At 46.0% G+C, this 24,222-nt stretch carries 25 protein-coding genes; 7 read left to right on the plus strand and 18 right to left on the minus strand.

Annotation, left to right across the window (positions count from 1 at the left end; translation table 11 throughout):
• Positions 1–423: 423 nt before the first annotated feature.
• From IC21_RS12180 to IC21_RS12200, 5 genes are read right to left on the minus strand one after another with little or no spacing between them, the layout of a single operon-like run.
• Positions 424–1,503 (minus strand): YkvI family membrane protein, encoded by a 1,080-nt coding sequence (locus IC21_RS12180; RefSeq protein ID WP_029143115.1) that lies wholly within the window; start codon positions 1,501–1,503, stop codon positions 424–426.
• Positions 1,500–2,624 carry an o-succinylbenzoate synthase gene (menC, locus tag IC21_RS12185; RefSeq protein WP_029143114.1) on the minus strand — a complete coding sequence of 375 codons (1,125 nt, stop codon included), beginning with the start codon at positions 2,622–2,624 and terminating at the stop codon, positions 1,500–1,502. Before menC ends, IC21_RS12180 begins: the two co-directional genes overlap by 4 nt.
• Before the next feature lie 2 nt (positions 2,625–2,626).
• Positions 2,627–3,439, minus strand: a complete 813-nt coding sequence (locus IC21_RS12190; RefSeq protein ID WP_029143113.1) for a GNAT family N-acetyltransferase — start codon at positions 3,437–3,439, stop codon at positions 2,627–2,629.
• Positions 3,436–4,572 (minus strand): amidohydrolase, encoded by a 1,137-nt coding sequence (locus tag IC21_RS12195; RefSeq protein WP_034767321.1) that lies wholly within the window; start codon positions 4,570–4,572, stop codon positions 3,436–3,438. Before IC21_RS12195 ends, IC21_RS12190 begins: the two co-directional genes overlap by 4 nt.
• 14 nt (positions 4,573–4,586) lie before the next feature.
• A complete protein-coding gene (locus IC21_RS12200; RefSeq protein WP_029713854.1) occupies positions 4,587–5,447 on the minus strand; it encodes a MurR/RpiR family transcriptional regulator in 861 nt (286 codons plus the stop codon).
• A 547-nt stretch (positions 5,448–5,994) separates the two neighbouring features.
• Here IC21_RS12200 and pdxK point away from each other — a divergent pair.
• From pdxK to bshB2, 3 genes are all read left to right on the plus strand, one after another.
• Positions 5,995–6,813 carry a pyridoxine/pyridoxal/pyridoxamine kinase gene (pdxK, locus tag IC21_RS12205; protein WP_017550998.1) on the plus strand — a complete coding sequence of 273 codons (819 nt, stop codon included), beginning with the start codon at positions 5,995–5,997 and terminating at the stop codon, positions 6,811–6,813.
• A 119-nt stretch (positions 6,814–6,932) separates the two neighbouring features.
• Positions 6,933–7,280: a YojF family protein gene (locus tag IC21_RS12210; RefSeq protein ID WP_017550997.1), complete on the plus strand. Its 348-nt coding sequence runs from the start codon at positions 6,933–6,935 to the stop codon at positions 7,278–7,280.
• A gap of 13 nt (positions 7,281–7,293) precedes the next feature.
• A complete protein-coding gene (gene bshB2, locus IC21_RS12215) occupies positions 7,294–7,977 on the plus strand; it encodes a bacillithiol biosynthesis deacetylase BshB2 (RefSeq protein ID WP_019720390.1) in 684 nt (227 codons plus the stop codon).
• A gap of 117 nt (positions 7,978–8,094) precedes the next feature.
• Here the strand turns inward: bshB2 and IC21_RS12220 are convergent, their stop codons facing one another.
• The 4 genes from IC21_RS12220 to IC21_RS12235 form a co-directional block, all read right to left on the minus strand.
• On the minus strand, positions 8,095–8,961 hold the full coding sequence (locus IC21_RS12220) for a Cof-type HAD-IIB family hydrolase (RefSeq protein ID WP_029142597.1): 867 nt from the start codon (positions 8,959–8,961) through the stop codon (positions 8,095–8,097).
• Positions 8,954–11,140: a DNA helicase RecQ gene (recQ, locus tag IC21_RS12225; protein ID WP_017550995.1), complete on the minus strand. Its 2,187-nt coding sequence runs from the start codon at positions 11,138–11,140 to the stop codon at positions 8,954–8,956. Before recQ ends, IC21_RS12220 begins: the two co-directional genes overlap by 8 nt.
• A 101-nt stretch (positions 11,141–11,241) precedes the next feature.
• The gene (locus tag IC21_RS12230) at positions 11,242–12,513 is read right to left on the minus strand and encodes an alkaline phosphatase (RefSeq protein ID WP_029142598.1); all 1,272 of its coding nucleotides are present in this window, start codon (positions 12,511–12,513) and stop codon (positions 11,242–11,244) included.
• A 126-nt stretch (positions 12,514–12,639) separates the two neighbouring features.
• Positions 12,640–13,488 carry a MurR/RpiR family transcriptional regulator gene (locus tag IC21_RS12235; RefSeq protein WP_019720393.1) on the minus strand — a complete coding sequence of 283 codons (849 nt, stop codon included), beginning with the start codon at positions 13,486–13,488 and terminating at the stop codon, positions 12,640–12,642.
• A 253-nt stretch (positions 13,489–13,741) separates the two neighbouring features.
• On the opposite strand from IC21_RS12235, the gene IC21_RS12240 reads away from it, so the two are divergent.
• Entirely contained in the window at positions 13,742–14,608 is an 867-nt protein-coding gene (locus IC21_RS12240) for an alpha/beta hydrolase (protein WP_029142599.1), read from the plus strand.
• A 164-nt stretch (positions 14,609–14,772) separates the two neighbouring features.
• On the opposite strand, the gene IC21_RS17030 is transcribed toward IC21_RS12240, so the two are convergent.
• Genes IC21_RS17030 through IC21_RS17410 form a run of 4 tightly spaced genes read right to left on the minus strand, consistent with a single transcriptional unit; the run spans position 14,773 to position 16,870 of the window.
• Positions 14,773–14,949: an SE1832 family protein gene (locus tag IC21_RS17030; RefSeq protein ID WP_013860804.1), complete on the minus strand. Its 177-nt coding sequence runs from the start codon at positions 14,947–14,949 to the stop codon at positions 14,773–14,775.
• Positions 14,942–16,210 (minus strand): sensor histidine kinase, encoded by a 1,269-nt coding sequence (locus tag IC21_RS12245; RefSeq protein WP_026104577.1) that lies wholly within the window; start codon positions 16,208–16,210, stop codon positions 14,942–14,944. The genes IC21_RS17030 and IC21_RS12245 overlap by 8 nt, the downstream gene beginning before the upstream one ends.
• Positions 16,194–16,643: a response regulator transcription factor gene (locus IC21_RS17570; protein WP_257677587.1), complete on the minus strand. Its 450-nt coding sequence runs from the start codon at positions 16,641–16,643 to the stop codon at positions 16,194–16,196. Before IC21_RS17570 ends, IC21_RS12245 begins: the two co-directional genes overlap by 17 nt.
• Positions 16,637–16,870 carry a response regulator gene (locus IC21_RS17410; protein WP_257677586.1) on the minus strand — a complete coding sequence of 78 codons (234 nt, stop codon included), beginning with the start codon at positions 16,868–16,870 and terminating at the stop codon, positions 16,637–16,639. Before IC21_RS17410 ends, IC21_RS17570 begins: the two co-directional genes overlap by 7 nt.
• Before the next feature lie 148 nt (positions 16,871–17,018).
• Here IC21_RS17410 and IC21_RS12255 point away from each other — a divergent pair, with 148 nt between their 5' ends.
• The gene (locus tag IC21_RS12255) at positions 17,019–17,456 is read left to right on the plus strand and encodes a DUF2231 domain-containing protein (protein WP_029142600.1); all 438 of its coding nucleotides are present in this window, start codon (positions 17,019–17,021) and stop codon (positions 17,454–17,456) included.
• 13 nt (positions 17,457–17,469) lie between these two features.
• On the opposite strand, the gene ybaK is transcribed toward IC21_RS12255, so the two are convergent.
• The 4 genes from ybaK to IC21_RS12270 all read right to left on the minus strand — a co-directional run bounded on the left by ybaK (position 17,470) and on the right by IC21_RS12270 (position 19,330).
• Complete coding sequence (ybaK, locus tag IC21_RS12260) at positions 17,470–17,958, minus strand: Cys-tRNA(Pro) deacylase (RefSeq protein WP_026104576.1); 489 nt, start codon at positions 17,956–17,958, stop codon at positions 17,470–17,472.
• Between the two features lie 106 nt (positions 17,959–18,064).
• Positions 18,065–18,211, minus strand: a complete 147-nt coding sequence (locus tag IC21_RS17035) for a hypothetical protein (RefSeq protein WP_013860809.1) — start codon at positions 18,209–18,211, stop codon at positions 18,065–18,067.
• A gap of 68 nt (positions 18,212–18,279) precedes the next feature.
• The gene (locus IC21_RS12265) at positions 18,280–18,963 is read right to left on the minus strand and encodes an LrgB family protein (protein WP_029142601.1); all 684 of its coding nucleotides are present in this window, start codon (positions 18,961–18,963) and stop codon (positions 18,280–18,282) included.
• Entirely contained in the window at positions 18,953–19,330 is a 378-nt protein-coding gene (locus IC21_RS12270; protein ID WP_029142602.1) for a CidA/LrgA family protein, read from the minus strand. Before IC21_RS12270 ends, IC21_RS12265 begins: the two co-directional genes overlap by 11 nt.
• Before the next feature lie 102 nt (positions 19,331–19,432).
• Between IC21_RS12270 and IC21_RS12275 the strand changes: the two genes are divergently transcribed.
• Positions 19,433–20,368: a LysR family transcriptional regulator gene (locus tag IC21_RS12275; RefSeq protein ID WP_017550988.1), complete on the plus strand. Its 936-nt coding sequence runs from the start codon at positions 19,433–19,435 to the stop codon at positions 20,366–20,368.
• A gap of 176 nt (positions 20,369–20,544) precedes the next feature.
• Here IC21_RS12275 and asnB read toward each other — a convergent pair whose 3' ends face one another.
• The gene (gene asnB, locus IC21_RS12280; RefSeq protein ID WP_029142603.1) at positions 20,545–22,392 is read right to left on the minus strand and encodes an asparagine synthase (glutamine-hydrolyzing); all 1,848 of its coding nucleotides are present in this window, start codon (positions 22,390–22,392) and stop codon (positions 20,545–20,547) included.
• Positions 22,393–22,585: 193 nt separating this feature from the next.
• Here asnB and IC21_RS12285 point away from each other — a divergent pair, with 193 nt between their 5' ends.
• Entirely contained in the window at positions 22,586–23,599 is a 1,014-nt protein-coding gene (locus tag IC21_RS12285) for a DUF1646 family protein (RefSeq protein WP_029142604.1), read from the plus strand.
• Positions 23,600–24,222: the final 623 nt, after the last annotated feature.

Raw genomic sequence — 24,222 nt, forward strand, 5'->3', positions numbered from 1 at the left:
TCTTTTTTCTTTAGTGGAATAAATCAACGACCTTTAATTGTCTGACTGCTTACAGTTTCAGGGGATATAGCATTTTGGCAAGGGCTCTAAGTGAAACGCTATTCAGTGGGAGTCCACTGAAAAAATTGGTATATAGAAAAGTAGAAGCCAATTACCTATTATATGTAGACAATTGACTTTTTTGATTTACGATATATCGATAAATGTGCTCATTAATTACGAAAAGCAAATACTTTTTCAGTGGTCTCATTTAGTGGGGCTTCCTTTCCTTCCCCACTAAAATAGTAACCCGCCAGAATCAGGCAACTGAGTACCCCGCTCAAAATTTCTCGTTAAGGGTCTTACTGCCCGTTAAGGCGGGATAAAAGTTTAGGTAATCCGGACACTAGAACTAGTTTTAAATTAGATGAAGTTTTAAATTATTTAGAAATTTTGACTTACCCTTGTTTCTATCTTTTCTGGTTTTCTTTTCTTGAACCAGGCAATCACTGCTGCAATCATTAAAGCGAATCCTAAATACCCCATTGTTGCATATACTTTTCCTACAAGTGTTGTAAAACCAACTAGACTTAAAACATACCCAAGTAAACCGATAATCACTACGCTAGGTTTATACATTTTACTATCAGGTGCAATGAATCGTACAATAAAGGAATAGAGCATCCCGACAGCTGTATTATAGATCATGCCTAGTAAAGCTATAGCCATTAATATTCCAACGACTGGATGAATTTGTTCCGCAAGTGCCAATGTCGGCATATCTGCTCCCGCTATAACATCTATTTTCGCAAACATTCCAATATGGATAAGGATAATTAATCCTCCCAACATCACACCACCAAGAATACCACCCATCCCAGCAACTCTTCTGTCTTTAACTCCGCCGCTCATCACGATGAGTAATGCGGCACCTGCAGCTAAATTATAAGATACATAGAGAAAGGCACCTATAATCCAGTTGGGTGCTGCAGAAGCTTGAACTTTTGCCATTGTATCTGCCTCAGGAAATGATAGATCCATAGTAAAAATCGAATAGATTAAAATGATAAAAATAATCGTCAACAAATATGGTGTTATCATCGCAATAATATTAATAATTTTTGTCGTATTTAATAATAGCGTTAGAATAGTGAGGACAATCATTATTATACTACCAACCCTTGTATCAATACCGAAGATTTGCTGAAAGGTAGACCCAGATCCAGCAAACATAACAACGGCTACACCAAATAAGAAAAATGTAATTAAAATATCAAGAATAGGACCAAGATAGCGACCGCCAATATGATAAATGACACTTTTATGTGAAGTTGCTTGTAAATCTGTTCCCAGCTGAGCAAATGTATACCCTAAAAAAATGAAAAGGAGGGTGGCAAGTAAACCACCAACAGTCCCCCAAATACCAAAACTTGTGAAATATTGCATGACTTCTTGTCCAGAGGCAAATCCAGCCCCAACGATTAATCCGACAAAGGCACTACCAATTTGAAAGCTTTTTTTCATACGGTGGTTCCTCCTGATCTATATTCTTTTTTTGCTACGGTATAGGCTTCAACCGTTTCGCGGTCTACTTCATAACCGATACCTGGTGTTTGTGGAACATCAATATACCCATCTGTTGCAACAACTTCAGGGCGAATGATATCTTTTTCCCAATAGCGGTTAGAACCAGCTGTATCCCCCGGTAGGATAAAGTTTGACAAAGTTGTTAAAGCAATATTATGGCTACGCCCAATACCTGATTCAAGCATACCACCGCACCAAACGGGAACACCCTTTTCTTCACAATAATCATGAATTTTCTTCGCTTCTGTGAGTCCTCCAACTCGTCCAATTTTAATATTAATTATTTTTGTACTTCCCAGCTCTATAGCCTTTCGCGCATCTTCCAAAGAATGAATGCTTTCATCTAAACAAATTGGAGTTTTCAATTCCTTTTGCAACTGTGCATGGTCGATAATATCGTCTGATGCTAACGGTTGTTCAATCATCATTAAGTCAAATTCATCCAGCTGTTTTAAAAGATCGATGTCTTTTAAACGATAAGCAGAGTTTGCATCAGCCATAATGGGTACATTTGGGAAGTGTTCACGTAAGGAACGTATCACGTCTACATCCCAACCTGGCTTAATCTTTACTTTAATCCGTTTATAACCTTCCTTTAAAAAACCATCGACAACACGCAGTAATTCATCAATCGAGTTTTGAATACCAATACTGATCCCAACTTCAATTTTATCTTTCGTTCCTCCCAGGGCTTGTGCAAGGGATTGGTTCGTTTGTTGAGCGTATATATCCCATATGGCACCTTCAATTGTGGACTTTGCCATGTTATTTTTGCGAATCGGAGCAAACATTTGATTCACTTCATCTGGATGTTTTATTTCCTTATTTAAGATCAGTGGTATTAAAAAATCCTCCAACATATGCCAGTTTGTTTTTAAGGTTTCTTCGTTATACCAAGGGGCATTAAATGCAACAGATTCCCCCCAGCCAACGGTTCCATCTTCATTTTTTGCTTCCAGCAGTAAGAATTCCTTATCCTTAAATGTTCCAAAGCTAGTCGTAAAAGGGCTTTTCATCGTCATTTTTAAATGACGAATCGTGATATCTGTAATTTTCACAGTTATTCTCCTCCAAGTTCTAATGTGTCTTTTTTAATAAAAATATATTTACCATTTGTATCATGCTTTTCTAATTGTACCGCTGCATAGCCAGCATGGAAAAGTTTTTGAAAAAGTCTGCGTGTCTTTAGTCGCCAATCCAGCGCAAGATCCTCGCTGACTGCTTTTAAACCCTGAAAATCCTTTGGGACAGTTATGGAATATGCTTGGCCTGTTAATTCGTTTTCTTGCTCTGTAATACAGACAGGTTGTCCCTTTTCATTAAATGCTAGTGTATTCAGAGGTAAGATACTTTGTATGTTTGGAACATGTTTTTCAACTACATGCGGGCTTTTTACATACCAATGAACTTCAAAGCGATCGGATGGGAGACCTTGGTTAAGGTTATCATTCATTTCTCCATAGCAATTTTCAATATATGTATTGCATATACCATTTAATTTCGTTAGATTGAGAAAAGCATTTCTTGTCTCAAGTGGGTCATAAGTCCACTTTATCAAGGAATAGCCCTTTTCTATAGCAACTTTGCATTGACTTCGCTTCAGCATTTCACCAATGCCTTGTGAACGATATGCTTCATCAATCCCAAGCATGTGAGAACATAGATAACTCTTCCCATTTTGAAATCCGGAAAATCCATAGCTAAAACCAACTAATTTCTCTCCGTCAAAGGCACCAATGATTATACCGCCGTTTTTTACTGCTGTCAGTGTTTGATGCGTTGGTAAAACGGGGTCCATTCCCCAAACCTTTCGTTCGAGTTCCTGAACTTGTTCCATTTCATTCATTGTTTTTAGTTCGCAAATGTTAATCATAACTTTTCACCCTTTTCTAAATATTCTAGTGTTAACACAAGTGCCCGCGTTATAATTACTGAACTTGTTGATAGTCTATCTTGGTTAAACACCATGTTTGGATGATGTAGTCCTGGTGTAACACCGCAGCCAATCCCTAGCATCGTCGTTTTTAGTTGTGGCTTCAAGAAGGTATAAAAGTGAAAATCTTCTCCACCAGGTGTAATTACTTCTTGTGCACAGTTTTCCTCCCCTATTACATCGATAATGGCTTCCTTTAAAATCATTTTTGCTGTATCATCGACCTGAGCTGCAGCAACATGTGCGTCAACTTGATAAGGAATGGATACATCATACATCATGCTTACTGCAGTAATAACCTTTTCGAAGCCGCTTGTTAATACCTCCATGGTGGCATTGGTTTGTGCACGTGCATCAATGCTGAATGTGGCATTTGCTGGGATAATGTTTGTCGCGGTGCCACCAGCGTGTAGCTGAGTCATTTTGATGGAGGCTTGCTCTGTAGGACTAATCCAAATACGCTTTAGCCCATCAATGATTGCAGATGCTATTTCAATCGCATTTTTCCCCTCTTCCGGCCGTGCCCCATGCGCTTCTACACCTTGAATTTTACCTGAGAAAAGCTTAGCTGCTCCGTGATGTAAGGCTGGTGCAAACGTTCCATCCTTAAGTTCAACAAGAGGACGGACATGTGCACCATATAAAAATTGCAACGAGTCAACAACACCTTGTTCGACCATTGCTTTTGCTCCTTGCGCTTTTTCCTCAGCAGGTTGGAAAATAATACGGACTGCCCCTGGAAGTGTTGGCGCCAAATCTTTTAATAGAAGAACTACGCCAAGTGCCACCGTCATATGTCCATCATGACCACAAGAATGGTTTGCTTGAAATTTTCCATCGACTTCTTGCCAAAGAGCATCCATATCCGTTCTGAATCCAACTCGAGGTGTTCCTTTACCAATATCCACATATAATCCAGTCATATTTTCAAAGGTTTTTGGTTTTAAGTTTTCCGATTTGAGAAAACTCTTAATGTATTTTGTTGTTTCTACTTCATTCCAACTGATTTCTGGGTTTTCATGTAAATGGTTAAAAATAGGTTGTAACCTTTCCGCTAATTTTTGTACCAACATTTTTTTCAACTCCATTATTCTGCGATAAAACTGTTGTTAGGATCATCATAATGTAATCGTTGTTCGTTATAATATTCAGGATCAAATGACATCATCCCTGTTACTAATAAATTGAGGAAGGATATTAGTGCAGGCATCAAGTCAATGGTTGATTTTTCTGTCTGTTCTAATACGAAAGCTTGTGAACAATGCTCATGAATCGGTGCTAACTTTGAATCAGTAATCCCAATAACCGGAATCCCCCGTTTGTGTAAAACTTCAGCCATTTGAAGCGGTTCTTTAAAATAACGATGTAGTGAGATCACGATGACAGTCGATTCGTCCATTATTTCCTGCATGATTCGAATAAATTCAGGTGTTTTAGCTTGGATTATCGATACATTTGGCCGAAGAATACTCATTGTAAAATGCAACCATTCTGCAGCGAATCGTGAAGCACCAACTCCCATCACATAAATATTTTTTGCTTCATGTAATTGCTTGGTTACTTTAAAAAACATTTGTTTATCGACTTGTTCGGATATTCTGTTAATTCTAACTATATCTTTCCCTATTGCCTTTTCGATTAGTTGTTGGTCATTAAAAAGTTCTTTTTTGGATGAAAAGTAATTACCAAGCGTACTAGCCGTTGTTTGATTAAAAACAAATAAGGTAATTTCCCTTTGTAATTGAGCATAACCCGTCAATCCAAGTGCGTAACAAAAACGGATAACGGTTGTTTCACTTGTCTCCGCCTTCATACCAACCTCAGCTGCTGAGTGTGTAGCAACATATGTCGGATTATTTAGTACAAAACTTGCAACCTTTTGCTGCTTTTTTGATAGTGAATGAAAACACATTTCAATCGTTTCTTTTATTGTTTGTGTATCCCCCAAAAGAAGTCTCCCCTTTAAACTTAGTCAAAAAGAAGTTTAAACTTTTTTAAAGTTTAACATAACATCAATAGTAAAACAAGTGGAAAAGGTATTGCTATTGTATTAATAGTATTATGTTAGAAATACACACTTTCTTTTGGAAAGAGATCTCCCTTGTATTTAGGAGTTCATAGGATACATGAAACTTTCCCCCCTTTTCCCCGTATGATATAGACAGAAAGGGAATTTACCATGAAAAAGTTAATGGCGTGTTTTCTATTTTTTATTAGCATTAGCCTATCATCGGCAATGGGGCATTTAAGCAAAATTCTTGGGTTTTAATTTCAGTCTGGGCATTAATTTGAAAAATTATTGCCACTTATCCAGGAGAGCAAGCGAAGCGAAGTAGCCGAAAAGCGTACAAAAAAGAGTGTCTTGAAAAACCCAATATTTAAATACTATCGAGAAAAACTTGCCACATACTGCCCGTCCCCGGGATTTGTATTTTTTATGGCAGTATTATATTCTAAAATAGTGTAAAGCTTATTTTAAAGGAGATGGGTGCGTGATGGGTTTAAAGAAAACTTTTACGCTGGCCGGTTCTGATTCGAGCGGCGGCGCGGGACTTCAGGCGGACTTGAAAACATTCCAGGAACTCGGGGTTTACGGCATGTCCGCGATTACTTCCATCGTTGCGATGGATCCTAAAAACGGATGGCATCATCATGTTTTCCCGATTGATGTCAACATTGTTGAACCGCAGCTTGAGACCATCCTTTCTGTCGGAATTGATGCCATGAAAACCGGTATGCTCGGTTCAGTGGATATTATTGAACTGGCCGCCCGTAAAATAGATGAATACCATCTCGACAAAGTGGTCATTGACCCGGTTATGGTATGCAAAGGCGAAGATGAAGTATTGCAGCCGGAAAATACGGATGCAATGCGCGAGCTTTTGCTGCCGCGGGCGACGATTACAACGCCGAACTTGTTTGAAGCCTGGCAGCTGGCACAAACCGGCCCGATTAAAACCGTTGAGGATATGAAAGCAGCAGCGGTCAAAATCCATGAACTGGGCGCGAAAAATGTTGTCATCAAAGGTGGCAGGGGGCTGGATACGGATCAGGCCATCGACTTGTTCTATGATGGGGAAGATTTTGAAATTCTCGAATCGAAAAAAATAAAAACAACATATAACCACGGTGCAGGCTGCACATTTGCCGCAGCCATCACGGCCGAACTGGCAAAGGGCAACACAGTGTCCGGCGCAGTGAAAGTGGCAAAAGAATTTGTCCATATGGCGATTGAACACGGCTTTAAGCTGAACGAATATGTCGGCCCTGTGATGCACGGAGCCTATACCCGTTTTTCGCATACCAACTCTTAAGCCAAACCGGGCCCTGCCGGAACTTTCCGCCGGGGACCCGGTTTTTAATTTTTCCTTAAAGCGCCGCCGGTTGGTATAATGGAAAGAAACAGGAGCGGACGGCCAAAAGGAGGAAAAAAATGGAACCGATACAAAAACAAACAGCCCAAAAATGGCTGGACGAACTTGCCGGAAAACCGGTGTATATCCATTTGGAAACAACCAATGGCGCCTATGCCTCCCATGTCAATGAGTCATTTTTCTCTGCAGGCGCCTATATCCGCAATGCGCAAGTATCCTATGAACACGGAAAAATTGTTGGGGACGGCCCGTACCGGATCGGCCTGAAAATGAAAATCGGCTGGATTTATGCAGAAGGCCTGACCCACTTTGAAAAAGATGAATTCGACCGCCTGCTTTTTGCAGGCCACGGTTTTGACGGGAAGCTGGCCGTTGCCCTCGAATTGAGTACAACACCATTTGAGTGAGGAGATGAGAAAAATGGAAAAAGAGCGCCATGTTCTGGTGATTTTCCCGCATCCCGATGACGAGGCTTTCGGTGTATCCGGCACGATCGCAACCCATGTGAAAAACGGCACGCCGGTCACTTATGCCTGCCTTACGCTCGGGGAAATGGCGCGAAATCTCGGCTATCCCCCTTTTGCCACAAGGGAATCGCTGCCGCATATCCGGAAAAGAGAACTGCAAAAAGCGGCCGAAATCATGGGGATCCAGGATTTGCGCATGATGGGGTTGCGCGATAAAACGGTAGAATTTGAAGATGATGAGAAGATGGCCAAAATGGTACTCGACCTCGTCCACGAGCTGAACCCGTCACTTGTCATTACCTTTTACCCGGGCTACTCTGTCCACCCTGACCATGAAGCAACCGGAAGAGCCGTTGTCCGCGCGCTCCGCCGGATTCCTGAAGACAAACGCCCGAAACTCCACTGCGTTGCTTTTTCCAAAAACCATGAAGCGGAGATCGGAAAGCCGGATGTCCGCAATGATGTGAGCGGCGCAGCCGAGCAAAAAATCGGCGCCATGAAAGCCCACCTTTCCCAGACCGGCTGGATGATGGCGGAACGGGAAGAAAAACTGAAGCAAAAGGACCCGGAAACCCTGGAATGGCTCCATTATGAATACTTCTGGACGTATGACTGGGAAAACGACCGGGTCCGGTAATGGTAAAAAGCGAGCCCGTAAAGGCGCCATGGGCTGAGTGGTGCAAGGGGCTCTGACGCCGTCATTGCAATATAATTGCCCCCCGGTTTACCAATATAAACGGGGGGCAATTGTGTTCTAACACATTTCAAGCATTCTGTAAATCGCTTTTGCCACGCCGTCTTCATCATTTCTTTTCGTCCGGTAGCGGCAAATTTCCAATACTTCATTTTCGGCATTTCCCATCGCAAACGGGTAGCCCACCCTTTCGAGCATGGAAATATCATTTAAGTTGTCCCCGATGGCCATCGTTTTTTCCATCGAGAGCCCGTGTTTTTCCGTGTATTCCTTGAGCGCAATCCCTTTTTGCGCCGACACATGGTTGATTTCAATATTGCGGAATCCTGATGAAGTCACTTTAATATCTGGAAAGTCTTTTTCAAGATCCTTGCCGATTTTCCGCAGCCTTTGTTCTTCTTCATTAAAGGCCAGTATTTTGTAAAACAAAATGGACGGATCGTGAAAAATATCCTTTGTATCTCCAATATTATGGACGTATCTCCGGATGCCGCGCTGCTCAATATAATTTCGCACTTCTTCCACCGGCACTTCAGGGTTTGCGGAATGGAACAAATCGACCAGCATATCCATGTTTTCCTCGTAATCTTCCGTATAAGTGCCTTTATTTGTAAAAAATTCATAATAAATGCCGAGTTGGTCGAAAACATCAGCAACCCGGGAAGCTGTCAGGGGATCCAGCCCGCTTGTTTTGAGTAATTTTCCCTTTTCATCCCGCACTTCGGCCCCGTTCAGCCCGATGACCGTACAGTCAATGCCGACAGGATCGAGCACAAGCCGCGCTTCTTCATAAGACCGGCCAGTTGTCACGACAAAGTGAATCCCTTTTTTCTGTGCCAATTTAATCGCTTCGGCATTTGCCGGGCTGACTTCCTGCCTTGAGTTGAGCAAAGTTCCATCCATATCAGACGCGATACATTCAATCATGATGCCAATCCCCTCCAGAAATATATGATACTGTTTTTCCTTGGTCCGGATGATGCTTCCTTTCCTGTAAGAAAGCCCGGATCATAAAATAACTGACCTCATCCGGCAGCAATTCCTTTATCGGCGTAAGCCGCCCGGTACCTGCCCGGCTTGCGGCATCGGCGATTCGCTCCCGGTACCTTTCGGGAATAAAGCGGCTCCATTCTACCGGAAATCCCTCGTCTGAACATTTGATCACATGCGTTTCAATCGTTCTTTCCGACATGCCGCGGATTTCCGCAATTTCACGGATCGTTTTGCCTTCTTGTAACAGGCGGTATGTCACATGATGGCTTTTTTCTTTCCCGTCTTCACGCGCTTTTTTTGTATGCGGCAATGCTTTCGGCTGCGCTTGCGCTTGTATCCCTTCTTCTTCCATGTATGTCCGGATCACGTGCATAAACAGCTCGGCGTACTGTTCCGCCTTTCTTTCCCCAACCCCTTTCACCTGCAGGAAAGCCTCCCTGGTTACCGGCATCCTGGCACTCATTTCCCTCAGCGACTGGTCGGAAAAGACAATATAAGGCGGTATTTTTTCACGGTCAGCAATCTCTTTGCGAAGTGTGCGCAGTTTTTCAAATAAAAGGTTATCGGTTGCAATTTGCTGCGCCCTGACACTTTCTTTCCGGAAAACCTGTTTTTTTGAAAGCAGGACTTCCACTGCCTTTTTTGTCAGCATAAGCACCGGGTACGTACCGTCTTTGGCACGCAAAAAACCGTCAGCTGTCAGAAAATCAATCAGTTCAGCCACTTCTTTTTGCGTTTTGTCTTTCATAATGCCAAAAGTGGACAGCTTATCAAAACCGAATTGCCTGATTTTCTGGTCGTTTGACCCGGCCAGCACTTTTGCAATCATGGTTTTGCCGAACCGTTCCTGCATCCTTTTGACACAGGAAAAAACCATTTGCGCTTCTTTTGTCACGTCTGTTTTTGCGCGGGTATCCAAGCAGTTGCCGCATTTGCCGCACGGCTGTGCCTCTTTTTCGCCGAAATAATGCAAAATGAACTGCTGAAAACAGCCTTCCGTATGGCAGTAGTCAATCATTTTTCGCAACTTGGCATACTCGCCCAGTTTTCTGTCTTCGTTGGCTGACTGCTCAATTAAAAAAGTTTGCGTATGGATATCCTGGGGAGCAAACAACAAAATACAGTCGCTTTCTTCCCCATCGCGCCCGGCCCGTCCTGCTTCCTGGTAATACGCCTCCATATTTTTCGGCATATGATAATGGATGACAAACCGCACATTGCTTTTGTCGATCCCCATCCCGAAAGCGGAGGTGGCGACCATCACGGAAACATCATCGTATAAAAACCTGTCCTGAAAGCTGCCGCGCTCCGCTTCTTTCATCCCTGCATGATATTTTCCCGCACGAATGCCATTTTTAACAAGAAAATGATAAATGCGTTCGGCCTCTTTTCTCGTTGCCGTGTAAATGATCCCGGACTGGTTTTTATTTTTCAGGATGTAGTCCAGCACAAAGGCATCGCGGTCCTGGCCTTTCACCACTTGGAAATGCAGGTTCTCACGGGCAAAACCTGTAGCCACTGTGTTTTCTTCCGGAATCATGAGCAGCTGGCAAATGTCTTTCTTTACCTGCGGCGTCGCTGTAGCGGTTAAAGCAAGCGTCACCGGTTTTGGCTTGAATTGTGAAATTAGTTTTTCGATTAAACGGTAGCTTGGGCGGAAGTCGTGGCCCCATTGTGAGATGCAATGCGCTTCATCGACAGCGATAAGGGAGACATTGATGTTTTCGAGAAGATGCAAAAAAGGAGGAAATTCGAGCCGTTCCGGTGCGAGATAAATTAATTTGTATGCGCCCTTTGATGCAGCCGCAAGCCGCTCATTGATTTCTGTCGGATCCAGGGAGCTGTTCACATATGTTGCCGGTATCCCCATGCCTGAAAGTGTATCCACCTGGTCTTTCATCAGGGAAATCAGCGGCGAAATGACAAGCGTGACCCCTGATAAAAGCATGGCCGGCACCTGGTAGCAAACCGACTTCCCCCCGCCGGTCGGCATCATGCCCAGTGTATCCTTGCCATCCATGATCCGGCTGATAATGGCTTCCTGCCCGCGGCGGAAATGATCATAGCCATAATATTGCTTTAAAACCTGTTTGGCTTTTTCCATTGCTGCCACAAGGCTCCCATCCTTTCCGCAAAATTTGCCTCTATTATAACAGATTTTGCCGGGGTGGTATACGGAGAAAACCACCCCGGCAGTTGTCCGGCCGGTATATATTATTTTTTCAGCCCCATCGCTCTCAGCAAAGCATCATGGATATATGTGTTTTCATAAGTGCCTTCAAACAACGATGCGCCGCTGCCTGTCGCCGTGAGCGGGATATCGGCTGCCGTATGGCCGGAAGTTGTCCAGTCCACGACAAATTGCGCGCTGGAACCCGCCACCTGGAACGGCCCGTCTTCTTTTGAAATGCCGTCCCCGGATTCGTCGCTGTTATCGGCACTTTCAACCGTCATGCCGCCGCAGTCATGGTCGGCCAGGACGAGCACAAGTGTATCCGGGTGCTTTTTCGCATAATCCTTTGCCACTTTTACGGCATGATCCAGTTGCCGGCCCGCCTTGATCAGCTGGGAGGCGTTATTTTCATGGGCCATTTCATCGATGGCTTCTTCTTCAACCATCAGGAAAAAGCCGTTTTTATTTTTTGACAGCGTGCTGATTGCTTTTTTTGTCATTTCCGGAAGTGAAACAACCGGGTCGTACTGGTCGCCTTGGCCTTCCTCTCGCTGTTCAAACATTTCTTCATTGGCAAAAAGGCCTAAAAGCTTATTCCCGCCTGCCTTTTTCAGTCCGGAAGCATCTGAAACATACTGGTAACCGAGCCGTTTCGCTTCGTCGACAAGATTTCCTTCCGTGCCTTTGCTTGCTTCGGAAGTATCTTTTGCCGGGTGGTCTTTATAAGCGCCCTGTGTGCCTTGCGGGTACCAGTAATCTTCCCCGCCGCCGAGCAACACGTCCACTTTGCTGTTTTTCAAATATTGCTTTGCAATTTTGCTCTGTTCAGAACGGTTTTCGACATGGGCACCGAAAGCGGCAGGCGTTGCATCTGTGATTTGGCTTGTCGTGACCAATCCTGTTGACTTGCCGGCTTGCTTTGCTTCTTCAAGGACGGTCCTTTTGCTTACTTTATTGGCATCGACACCGATTGCCCCGTTATACGTTTTAACGCCTGACGCCATAGCGGTCGCAGCCGCAGCCGAATCGGTCACCACGGAGGTGGAGCTTGTATGTACAACCCCCGTATACGGCATTTTGTTCATTTCAAGGTCCCCGCTCAGGCCGGTTGAAGCAAGGCGGATCGCATCCCGTTGCGCAGCCCCCATACCATCCCCGACAAACAGAATCACGTTCTTCGTCTTCACGGAAGTTGCGTGACCGGTGTGTTGCGAAGGCTTGTAAGCTTTTGCATTTGCAATCCCGGATATCCCCAATACCGCCACTGCAGACAAGGCAATTGCCGCTTTCATCATACGGTTCTTTTTACCCAATGTTCTTCCTCCCCTTTTTCGTTTTGTGCTTACGCCTCTTATTGTAAAAAAGGATTTTGAAGGAAGTATGTTGGATTTGTAAAAGAAAGATATAAATCTTGTGTAGGGGCTTTTACAAAATTCCCGTTATCTTCGCAGCCTGAGGTATTCGTTTCTCGTTTCATTGTAATACTTCAAAATGTCTTCCCCCTTGCGCTGAAAAACACTTAAATAGAGCGCGTCAATGATATTCAGCTGCGCCATTCTCGAAGACGTCGTTCCGATCCGGAAATCTTCCTCGGTTACCGGCGTGCAAAGCCTAATATCCGCTTCTTTGTACAGCGGGGATTTCTCCATATTCGTGATGGCAATCACTTTTGCCCCTTTCCTTTTCGCAAAATCAGCGAGTTCGAGTACATCCTTCGTCCGCCCGGAAACGCTGAGCGCCACAAACACATCCATTTTATTCATATAGGGAATCAGGGAGATCAGGTAATGGTAATCCTGGGAAAAAATAGACTGGCAGCCCAGCCTTGTAAATTTATAGCATGCATCGACTGCGGCGGTTACCGACCCGCCGACACCGAAAAACACCACTTTTCTGGCATTTTCAAGCACATCGGCGGCTTTTTCCAGCTCTCTCCTGTCAAGTGAAGAAACACACGATTCTATCGCCTTTTTATTCCCATAAGTGACTTTTTGGAATAAATCATAAGGAGAATCTTTTTGTTGCAAAATTGAAAAATCTGTCATATGGCTTTCGGTTAAAGTTAAATTTTTCACAAGCTCCAGCTTAAACGTTTTAAAACTTGCCATGCCGATTGTTTTGCAAAACCGGACAACGCTTGACTCACTTACGCCGGTTTTTTCTGATAAATCTTTTGTGGTCATCATCGGAACCATCTCAGGATGCTCCAAAATATATGTGCCAATTTTCTTTTCAGTGCCCGTAAAGTGATGCATTTCCTTTTGAATTCGTTCAAGTATTGAATCCACAACTTTTCCTCCATTTATAACCATCATCGTATACACGAGACAACAGGAGTTTTCCCTCCTTTACGCCTGCCTATTCACCAGTAAAGAAACCAGCGTTTTCCACATCATAGAATGAAACTTTTTCTTCGTCAATGGTATCGGAAAAATTCTGTTACAACCGCTTTCTCCCTATTCCCTTTCGCTATTTTGTATGATAAAATGAACATCATTTCGCAGGAAAGTTACACCATGACTTCCATCAAGGGGTGTTAGCATGCCATATATCCAACATCGGAATGCGATTCTGGCCATGATTTGTTTGTTTCTTATGCTCAGCCTTTCAACTGTATGGTTTTCCCATCGCACGGACAAAAGCAATGCTGCTGCGGCCCCGCCGGCACAAAAACCCGTTCCGACTGTTTTTGTACACGGGTATAAAGGAACGGCCCGATCGTTTAACGGGATGCTCGGCCGGCTGGAAAAAAGCGGAGTTGCTGAAAAAGCAATGGTGATTCGCGTCACAAAAGACGGGATGATTGTGGTCAATGGGGAAATTTCCAACCGGGCCCGGCATCCGATGATCCAGGTCATTTTTTCCGATAACCGTGCAAGTTTCCGGCAAACGGCCGGCTGGCTTGAAAAAACCATGCACATTCTTTATACGAAATACAATGTGAAAGAAGCAAATCTCGTCGGGCATTCGATGGGCGGTTTGATTTGCACAAAATATATTGAAGATACTTCCGGCAGGCGGCAATATCCGGTCATTCAAAAGCTTGTCACGATTGGAAGCCCTTATGAAGGCGTGCTTATCCGTGTTTTTAAGCAAAATCCGAATAATACCGGCGATGCGGCGCGCGACCTGCTTCCGGGTTCCGTAGCGTTCAAAGCTTTATATGCCAACAAAAACCGCTTCAGCCCGCATATTCAGGTGCTTGCCATTGCAGGCGTTGTGGAAAAACCGGCATTGGGGGATTCCCTTGTTTCCCTGGACAGCGCGCTTGGCGGCAGGTTCATCGTGCCGAAAAAGCAATACACGTCTAAAATTGTTTACGGCAAAAATGCGCAGCACAGCAGCCTTCATGAGAATAAGCGCGTGGACCGGATTGTCACGGACTTTCTTTGGGATGCAAAAAAATAGAAAAAAGCGGCGATACCTGCATAAAAGCAGCATTTGCCGCTTTTTTTGCTTAAACCCGGGGAAACCGTTTTTCCTTTTCTGCCGGAACCGGCTCTTGCAATCTTATTAAAGTTGGGGTGATCCGGTGAAAAAGCAGCAACCGCCCCTTCTTTGCAAGCAAAGGATTAAAAGCGGTCCAGTTGCTGGTACAGTTTCTTTAATGCCTGTTCAATCTCCGCGAGCTGTTTTTCGAGCGGGTGGAGATTCCCTTTTACATACTCAAGTTTTTCCAAATCCTGCTGCAGGCGGACATAATCCGCTTTCAAATCGGCAATTTGGTATTCCACTTCCAGTTTATCCATGATGCACCTCCTTTAAAGGAATGAAAATGGTAAAAATGGTGCCTTCTCCCGGCTTGCTTTCCACCTCAATCCTGCCGCCATGTTTTTTCGCTATGGTCTCCGCAATCGACAAGCCGAGACCGGTTCCGTCACGCACCCTTGCTTTATCTCCTCTGTAAAACCGTTCAAAAATACGGGGAAGGTCATGGGCGTCAATGCCGATTCCGCTGTCTGCGATTTCAATCGCGGCAAAGCTGCCTCTTTTGTACAACGACAGTTTGATGAACCCTTTTTCCGTGTATTGGCGCGCATTTTCAAGAAAAATATAAACCAGTTCCTGCAGCCTTGTCGGATCCCCCCAGACAACCGGGCAGTCCTGCAGGTTGTTCACAAGCAGAATCTCTTCCGGCAGCCCGGACTGGAACCGGCGGGCGATGGAAGTGCATAAATCATAAAGCCCTACTTCTTCGAAACGGTACGGCTGCACGTTCTGGTCGCTCCTTGCGAGGAAAAGCAAATCATCGAGCATGGCTGCCATTAATTTGGCTTCCGTTTTTAAATCGGCGACAATTCCCCTGCCGAACGCGCTCAAATTCTCCCCCTCTTCCCGTTCCAGCAGCTCAGCCGAACTGTAAAAAACGCTGACCGGCGTCCGCAGTTCATGCGATGCATCCGACACAAATTTCCGCTGCTTGTCAAAAGCCTGCTGGATGGGCACAATTGCTTTTCCGGCCAGAAAATAACTGAGCAGCGCAAGCACCCCCGTAAATACAGCAGCCAGGAATAGAAACAGCAAAAGCAGTTTTTTCAAAACAAGATGCGCGCCTGTTGTTTCAATTCCAACCACCGTGTACACACGGCCTATGCCCGGGACGGTTCTCATCCCGGCATGGTACATTGCATGCCGTTCTTTATATTCCGTTTCATACATGCCAGATGGGGAGCTTTTCTCCGTAACAAATTTTTTCATCTTTGTGTGGAAGCCGGGAATCAGTTCCTCTCCCTTGAGCAGGGTGCCGTCCAGCTTAAAAATATAGTAGAAATACGGATGGTCCGCTTCCTTCACCTTTTCGGCAGGTTTTCCTTTTAAACGTGCGATCCCGCTTTTGCTGATGGCCGCCTCCTGTTTCATATACTGGCGGATTTCTCTTGCTTGTTCCCTTTCCGCCACTTTTTGGACGGTTACATACATGACGGCAAGAATAAAGATAAGAAACAGAAAAAAGGTCAATATGTAAACAATGGTTAAGTTTTTCCGGATCGGTTTAAACATGGCCATCATTCATTCTGTATCCGAGCCCCCGCACAGTTTCAATCAAGGACCTTTCCCCTTCTCTGTCAATTTTCTTACGTACGCGTTTTACCAGGGCATCGAGCGCGTTATCGGAAATATCTTCGTCCAGCCCCCAAATATGCTCGATGATTTTTTCGCGCGGCAAAACAAGGTTTTTATTGCGCATGAAATATTCACAAAGCTGGTATTCCTGTCTTGTTAACGGGATCATTTTGCCATTTGCTTCCGCCTGCTTGGATTCAAGATGCAATGCCAGATAAGCGCATGTGATGGTTTCCTGATATGTTTTCAACTTCCTGCGGCCGAGCGCATCAATCCTCGCCACCAGTTCATCAAAGGCAAATGGTTTGACAATATAATCATCTGCGCCTGCCCGAAGCCCGGCAACCACATCATCAACTGCATCCCGTGCCGTCACCATGATAATGCCCCCCTGGAAACCCGTCTCCTCAGTTTCCGGCAGATCTCAATCCCTTCCAGGCCGGGCATCATCCAGTCCAGCACCAGCATGTCATAAGACCCGAACACCGCTTCGTCATAAGCGCGTTCACCGTCCTGTTCCCATGCGACCTGATGTTTTTCTTTTTCCAGCATATGATGGAGCAATTTGCCGAAACGCCTATCGTCTTCCGCCAGTAAAATTTTCATATTTCATCCCCTCGTCCGAAAGGATTTCTTATTTTTATCATACCATGCGGGTAGAAAAGATTCTAAAGTTAATTTTGTTTTTTCAGTTTCATTTCAGATACGGCTTGTATACTGGGCCTGTAAATTAAAGAAGAAGGGGATTATCAAAATGGGAACACCGATACACCCGTTACTGGTGCATTTTCCGATTGCCCTGCTGATATTCGGGGTTATCTTTCAGTTTGTTGCACTGTGGAAAAAAGAATTTTTCAATAAGATGGCGCTGTATTTATTCGGCAACGGTTTTGTGATGGGAATCGCCAGTTATATGACAGGCGACTCTGCGATTCCGGATGCAAGGGAAAAATGGGGGCAGGCGGTACATTCGATGGTCGAAACACATGAACATTACGCCCTGATTACCATGGCGATTTTCGGCGCCGTCCTGTTTTTCAAACTGCTCGCCCGTTTCAAACCGTATAAATGGATCATGCCGCTTGTGCTTGTCCTGTGCATTGCTGGCACAACCACGCTGGCTTTGACCGGCCATTACGGCGGGAAAATGGTCTATAACATGCCGGGCGAAACATCTGCACCGGCAAAATAAAGGATATGCCGCTTTATCGCGTTTCCTGCGTTAAAGCGGCATATCTTGCATGGGCAGCTTCCAGCAATCCTTGCGGGGAAAGAGTGATCTGTGTCCCAATTTTTCCTGCGCTTACAACGATTTCATCAAGCGTTGCTGCGCTCTCATCGACAAATGTCACATAGTGCTTTTTCATGCCGATCGGGGAACAGCCACCGCGGATATAGCCGGTATATTTTTGGATATCTTTCACATGGATCATTTCGATCTTTTTCTCGCCCGCTGCTTTTGCGGCTTTTTTCAGGTCGAGTTCTGCCGCAACCGGGATGACAAACACATAAAGTTCACCGCTGTGCCCCTGCGTGACCAAGGTTTTATAAACGGCTTCCGGCGGTTTGCCGATTTTTGCCGCAACGGAGATGCCGTCGATTTTCCCGTCCTTTACCTCATACGACAGCATGCCGTACGGGATTTTCTGCGCATCAAGCAGCCGCATCGCATTTGTTTTTGCTATTTTTGCCAAATTCACCACTTCCTCCAGAGGCCTGTTACTATCATTGTACCGGTTTCGGGGCGGATTTTCCATCAAAACAAAAAAGCCGGCCTGCACGGGGCGAGGCCAGCTTCCTTTATTTACGCACACCTTTTTTCTTTTTCTGGTCGATTTCATCTTTTCTCCCCGTGGAGAATTCCACGAGTTCTTCTGCAACCTCATTTCCAAGCTTGGCATTTTTATTCCGCTCAGCATTCTGGTTTCCGTATTTTTGCCTGCCCATTTGCACGCTCCTTTCCTTTTTTACAGCTATATTTTGCATTGAAAAAGGAAGAATATGCGGCTTTCAGATTAATGAATGATATGGGATACCATCCACGGCGTAACAAAAATGGAAATGGCCGCAACGATAATCATGCTGACGCTGGAAATGGCGCCTGACCGGGCGCTGAGTTCAAACGCTTTAGAGGTGCCGATCCCGTTCGCATGCGTTCCAAGCAGGATGCCATGGGCAATTTCGTTTTTAATGCGCAGATGCTTGATCAGCCACGGCGCCATCACAGAACCGATAATCGCGTTCAAGATCACAAAGACAGCCGTTATAGACGGCACGCCGCCGATTTTTTCAGAAACGCCCATTGCAATCGGGGTTGTGATCGTAAACGGGATGATACTGTGCTCCAGGCTTTTGCTGAAATGGAAAAGCGTGGCGATGGCCGAGGAAAGGAATACTGCCATCAGCCATCCCGCCCCGATGCCGATTAAAATTTCAACCGCATATTGGCGGACGATTTTAAAATGGCGGTAAAGCGGCACAGCAAAAGCAACAATGGCCGGCTGCAGCAAATCCGTTAAAATAGAGGTGCCTTTCTGATAGTCCCGGTACGGTATATCTTCCCCGAGTAAAAAGGCGCCTAATAATACCGGCGTGACCAAGAGCGGGGAAACAAAGATTTTTTTATATTTCCCGTGCAGTTTTTTGAAAATCCAGTAACTTCCAACCGTTAACAGCAGGCACACAATTTTAACGATCACGCATCTTCACGCTCCTTCGATTTGCAATTTTGTCCGCAAGCCATCCCGAACAAGCCATCGCGGTAATCAGGCTGATCAGGATCACAACCAGGATTTCCGGGCCGTTATGGACAAGCAGGTTTCTATACTTTACCATGCCGACTGCTGACGGAATAAAAAACAACAGCAGCTCCGCCATCAGGAAATTGGCCCCGATTTCAATCCAGCCCATTTTTACAATGCCGAATTGCAGCAGGAGAAAGAGGACAATCATTGCCAGCATGCTGCCCGGCAGCGGGATGCGCAACAGTTTTGCGACCGCGCCCATGGCTTCAGCGAACAGATACAAACCGGCAATCTGTAACATTCCGATCAGGATTTTTTTCAATATTTTCACCTTCTATAACTAGTTTACCGCGCCTGCGATAATAGGTAAAATGAATATATAGAATGGTAAAAATGCCTTTTATCTATACAAGGAGGGTTCCAGTTGGATATCCAGCATCTCCAGTACTTTGTTTCCGTTGCCACCCACGGCAGCTTCACGAAAGCCGCCCGGGAATGTTATGTATCGCAGCCGACAATCAGCAAAATGATTAAAAGCTTTGAAGCAGAACTCGGCGTCCCCTTGTTTAACCGCGCCGGGAAAAAAATCGTCTTAACCGATGCCGGGCAGGCCGTTTTTCAGCAGGCGCAAAAAACGCTGAAAGCTTTCCGGCAGCTGACAGATGCGATCAATGATGTGGCCGGCCTGAAAAAAGGCACGATCCGGATCGGGCTGCCGCCAATGATCGGGTCGCGCTATTTTCCCCGGGTTATTGATGAATTTCATCATGCCTACCCGGATATTAAAATCCAGCTCGTGGAGGATGTCACAAGAAAAGTAGTCCATGATGTCGAAAATGGGACATTGGATCTCGGCGCCGTCGTGATGCCGGTTGATGATGAGGTGTTCGGGCATTTTTCGTTTGTCCATGACCGGCTTGTGCTGCTTGTGCACCCGTCCCATCCGCTTGCAGGCTGCACAAGCGTCCGGCTGACACAGCTGAAAGAGGAGGAATTCATTTTTTTCCACAGAGATTTTGCCCTTCACGACCAGATTATAAAGGAATGCCTGAAGCTCGGGTTTATGCCGAATATTGTTTACGAAAGCACGCAGTGGGACCTTATCTGCGAATTGGTGGCGTCCAATCTCGGCATTGCCCTGCTGCCGAGTACGATATGCCATGCGTTTAACCCGGAACGCGTCAAAATCATTCATCTGGAAGAACCTGTCCTCCCGTGGAATCTGGCAATCATCTGGCCGAAACACCAATACCTTTCTTTTGCGGTAAAAGAGTGGATCCGGTTTACAAAGAACTTATTCGGCAGCGGGATCCCGCCTGCCGTGCCGCAGCCGGAAGAAGCAACGAAAAAAAGAAAGTAAAAAACAGGCGCACGGGTTCAGCAACAGGGAAAATCGGATCAGCAGGGGCGGGGTTTGAGGCACCTGCGAAATTTGCCTGAACCGGGACTTCTCCTGATGATCCGGTTGGACTATTTCACGTTTTAAAGCACTTGTGAAGCTCCCTGAAATCAAAAAAACCGGCTTGAAGCAGCCGGCTAAGCTTTGATGTCAATCCTGTATGTTTCAAACCAGTAATGGATCTGGGCGAGGTAGGCAAGCAGCTGCGGGCCCGTCATCAGCTGTCCGAACCACGGTGTCCGGAATGCTTTCCCATCTGTCTCCATCAGCTCCATTAATTGATCGCGATGCAGAAATTCATACAAAATGGAATCTTTCTGTTCCAAAACTTCACTGAGCCACCGCTTCACCGCTGCCGTGTAAGCCGGATGGTGCGTTTTCGGATACGGGCTTTTTTTTCGGTATAAAATCTCTTCCGGCAAAATGCCCTCCAGCGCTTTCCGCAAAATGCCCTTCTCCCTGCCGCCGTACATCTTCATCTCCCACGGGATATTCCAGACATACTCCACAATCCGGTGATCGGCAAACGGCACGCGCACCTCGAGGCTCGCCCCCATGCTCATCCGGTCTTTCCGGTCAAGGAGCGTTGCCATAAACCAGAGCATATTGATGTAAAACAGCTGGCGGCGCTTTTTTTCCAAATCGGTTTCGCCGTCCAAAAGCGGCGCTTCTGCCACAGACGCTTCATATTTCGACATCACGTAATCTTTTAGCTGCAATTTTTCCTGCCAGCCTTCTTTTAACAGGCCGATCCGTTCACCGAGGGACCGCATCCACGGGAAGCCTTCACGGTTCAAATCATCTTCGCGCCGGAACCACGGATACCCGCCGAAAATTTCATCCGCGCACTCACCCGAAAGGCTTACAGTAAAATCCTTTTTGATCTCGCGGCAAAACCAGAGCAGCGATGAGTCAACATCCGCCATTCCCGGCACATCCCGGGCGAGAACCGCCGCTTTTAAAGATTCGGCCAGTTCTTCCTGCGTGATCACGCAATGATGGTGGACTGTATCAAATGCTTCTGACATCTTGCGGATAAATACCCCGTCAGCATCCGGCTGAAAATCATTCGCTTTGAAATAGCGGTCGTTCCCTTCGTAATCAATGGAAAAAGTATGCAGCCGCCCTTTTCCTTCCCTTTGAAAATGGCCTGCAGCAATGGCGGTAATGGCGCTTGAATCGACGCCGCCGGATAAAAACGTGCAAACCGGGACATCCGAGACAAGCTGACGGACAATCGCATCCTGAATGAGCGAACGGATCGTTTCCGCCGTTTCCTCTGCTGCCTCCGTATGCGGCGCGCTTTTCACGTTCCAGTACCGCCACAATTTTAATCCGTTACGATCCATCTTCAGCGCATGTGCCGGGCGCAGTTCCGCCATGCCGCGAAATATTCCCGTCCCCGGTGTTCTCGACGGCCCGAGCCCCCATATTTCGGCAAGCCCTGCCTCATCCACTTCCGCTTTCACATCCGGGTGAGCGAGCATCGCTTTTACTTCCGAGCCGAACAAAAGCCCGCTTCCGTGTGCTTTGTAAAAAAATGGTTTTACCCCAAGGCGGTCGCGTGCTGCAAATACCTGTTCCTTGTTCCCGTCCCAGACCGCAAACGCAAAAATGCCGTTCAGGCGGTCCACACATGCCTCTCCCCACTCGATATAAGCGGTTAAAAGCACTTCCGTATCCGAGTGGCCCTGATAAGTATAGCCTTTTTTCAAAAGCTCCGCGCGCAAATCCTCCGTATTGTACAATTCGCCGTTATAGCAAATCGTATACATCTTTCCGTCCTTTTGCCGCGTCATCGGCTGCACACCGCATAAAAGGTCAACAACGACGAGCCGTTTATGGCCGAATGCCGCATGCGGCGAAAGCCAGTAATTCGTATCATCCGGTCCCCGTTTGGTCAACGTCTCTGTCATTTTTTTGACCGTTTCCAGTTCACTCCGCAAGTCTTTTTGAAAATCGACCCATCCGGTTATTCCGCACATTCCGGCTCACCCTTCCTGAATTTCTCTACTTCCTGCGGCCCATGCAAAAGCCGCTTTGCCGTGCCATTTTTCTTACCGGCTGTATTAGTATATAGGCGCATGCCCCAAAATGTGCATGGTTCTGTAAAACGAAGTAAAAAAAGCGTTTTGTGATAAAATGATAATAAGTTTTTGGACAGAAAGGGTTGAGCCGATGATTTCCGCTTTGATCATCATACTGGCGCTCGTCTTGTTATTGCCTTTTTTTGTGCCGTTAGTCGAGCGCAATTTGGAAATATTTTTGTTTATAATGGGGTGGGCCGCGTCCATTGCCGGCGGTGTCCTAGACAAGCCTCTGTTGAGAAAGGCTTTGGAAGACCCGGTTAACATCACCATTGCCGTATTTGTAGCCGGCCTGTTGTTCCGCTGGCTGGAGCGGCCGCTTGAAAAAGTAATTTCCGCCATTAACCGGGGGATACCGTTTCCGCTTCTGGCTGCCTTGACGGTAATCATTCTCGGGTTGCTTTCGAGTGTCATCACGGCCATTATTGCCGCTTTAATTTTAGTCGTGATTGTCAGCGTGCTGCGGCTTGACCGGAAATCGGAAACACAGCTCGTCGTCTACTCCTGCTTTTCCATCGGGCTCGGCGCCGCACTGACGCCGATCGGCGAACCGCTCTCCACCCTTGCGATCAGCAAGCTGGGGGAGGACTTTTTCTATTTGCTTCGCCTGATCGGGCCGGAAGTCATTTCGGCAGTTGTGATTTTCGGCATTCTGGCTGCCATTGTGATCAAACCCGAACAGTCGGCGATCGGGCTGAAAACGGCGCATAAACGAGAGTCGTATGTGGAAATTGCGGGGCGGACAGTGAAAATTTACTTGTTTGTGATGGGGCTGACCCTGCTCGGCGCAGGGTTTGAACCGCTCATTAACCGCTTCCTGCTCGATTTGAGCCCGTTTATTTTGTACTGGATCAATATGATTTCAGCCGTGCTGGACAATGCGACACTGGCAGCAGCAGAAATCAGCCCGAAAATGGCGGACAAAACGGTACAGGCCATTTTGCTCGGACTGCTGATCAGCGGAGGCATGCTTGTACCCGGCAATATCCCGAATATTATCTCCGCCGGAAAACTCCGGATCACAAGCCGGGAATGGGCCCGGTTCGGCCTCCCAATCGGCCTCGCCGCCATGGCCGTTTATTTTGTCGTGATTTTGTTTGTATAAGAGGGTTGAAGACAGATTTACAAAAGGATAGGGATGGCTCCCGCTTTGTTCTTTTTCTGTTATGAAAGACATTTGCGCGGCGGGCTATCTTTTTTTTCTTCATTCCGGTTGTGAAAGACATTTTGGGGGGCAAGGGATACTACGTTTGTCTTTCATCCGTGTTATGAAGGACATTTTGGGGGCGAGGGATTCTCTTTTTGTCTTTCATCCCCATTATGAAGGACATTTTGGGGGCGAGGGATTCTCCTTTTGTCTTTCATCCCTGTTATGAAGGACATTTTGGGGGCGGGAGATTCTCCTTTTGTCTTTCATCCCCGTTATGAAGGACATTTTGGGGGCGGGAGATTCTCCTTTTGTCTTTCATCCCTGTTATGAAGGACATTTCGGAAGGCGGGGATTCTCTTTTTGTCCTTCATCCCTGTTATGAAGGACATTTCGGAAGGCGGGGATTCTCTTTTTGTCCTTCATCCCCGCTATGAAGGACATTTGGGACGCCGGCGATTCTCCTTTTGTCCTTCATTCCTGCTATGAAGGACTGGATTTAAGTCAATATTTTGGACACCAATAAGTGAAATTTAATTTTGATCTCATGCCATATTTTTCATGACATCGCTGGTCGCTTG

Origin of the sequence: Heyndrickxia coagulans DSM 1 = ATCC 7050, assembly GCF_000290615.1 — a bacterium.
GTDB classification, from domain to species: Bacteria; Bacillota; Bacilli; order Bacillales; family Bacillaceae_C; genus Weizmannia; species Weizmannia coagulans.

Excerpts from the sequence above, each read along its gene's own strand:
- IC21_RS12220 (WP_029142597.1), bottom strand. The coding sequence starts at position 8,961 with ATGATTGAATGTATCGCGTCTGATATGGATGGAACTTTGCTCAACTCA.
- IC21_RS17410 (WP_257677586.1), bottom strand. The coding sequence starts at position 16,870 with ATGAAAATTTTACTGGCGGAAGACGATAGGCGTTTCGGCAAATTGCTC.
- pdxK (WP_017550998.1), top strand. The coding sequence starts at position 5,995 with ATGGGTTTAAAGAAAACTTTTACGCTGGCCGGTTCTGATTCGAGCGGC.
- asnB (WP_029142603.1), bottom strand. The coding sequence starts at position 22,392 with ATGTGCGGAATAACCGGATGGGTCGATTTTCAAAAAGACTTGCGGAGT.
- IC21_RS12210 (WP_017550997.1), top strand. The coding sequence starts at position 6,933 with ATGGAACCGATACAAAAACAAACAGCCCAAAAATGGCTGGACGAACTT.
- bshB2 (WP_019720390.1), top strand. The coding sequence starts at position 7,294 with ATGGAAAAAGAGCGCCATGTTCTGGTGATTTTCCCGCATCCCGATGAC.
- IC21_RS12240 (WP_029142599.1), top strand. The coding sequence starts at position 13,742 with ATGCCATATATCCAACATCGGAATGCGATTCTGGCCATGATTTGTTTG.
- IC21_RS17030 (WP_013860804.1), bottom strand. The coding sequence starts at position 14,949 with ATGGATAAACTGGAAGTGGAATACCAAATTGCCGATTTGAAAGCGGAT.
- IC21_RS17570 (WP_257677587.1), bottom strand. The coding sequence starts at position 16,643 with ATGGTGACGGCACGGGATGCAGTTGATGATGTGGTTGCCGGGCTTCGG.
- IC21_RS12195 (WP_034767321.1), bottom strand. The coding sequence starts at position 4,572 with ATGTTGGTACAAAAATTAGCGGAAAGGTTACAACCTATTTTTAACCAT.
- IC21_RS12190 (WP_029143113.1), bottom strand. The coding sequence starts at position 3,439 with ATGATTAACATTTGCGAACTAAAAACAATGAATGAAATGGAACAAGTT.
- IC21_RS12245 (WP_026104577.1), bottom strand. The coding sequence starts at position 16,210 with ATGATGGCCATGTTTAAACCGATCCGGAAAAACTTAACCATTGTTTAC.
- IC21_RS17035 (WP_013860809.1), bottom strand. The coding sequence starts at position 18,211 with ATGGGCAGGCAAAAATACGGAAACCAGAATGCTGAGCGGAATAAAAAT.
- IC21_RS12285 (WP_029142604.1), top strand. The coding sequence starts at position 22,586 with ATGATTTCCGCTTTGATCATCATACTGGCGCTCGTCTTGTTATTGCCT.
- IC21_RS12255 (WP_029142600.1), top strand. The coding sequence starts at position 17,019 with ATGGGAACACCGATACACCCGTTACTGGTGCATTTTCCGATTGCCCTG.
- IC21_RS12180 (WP_029143115.1), bottom strand. The coding sequence starts at position 1,503 with ATGAAAAAAAGCTTTCAAATTGGTAGTGCCTTTGTCGGATTAATCGTT.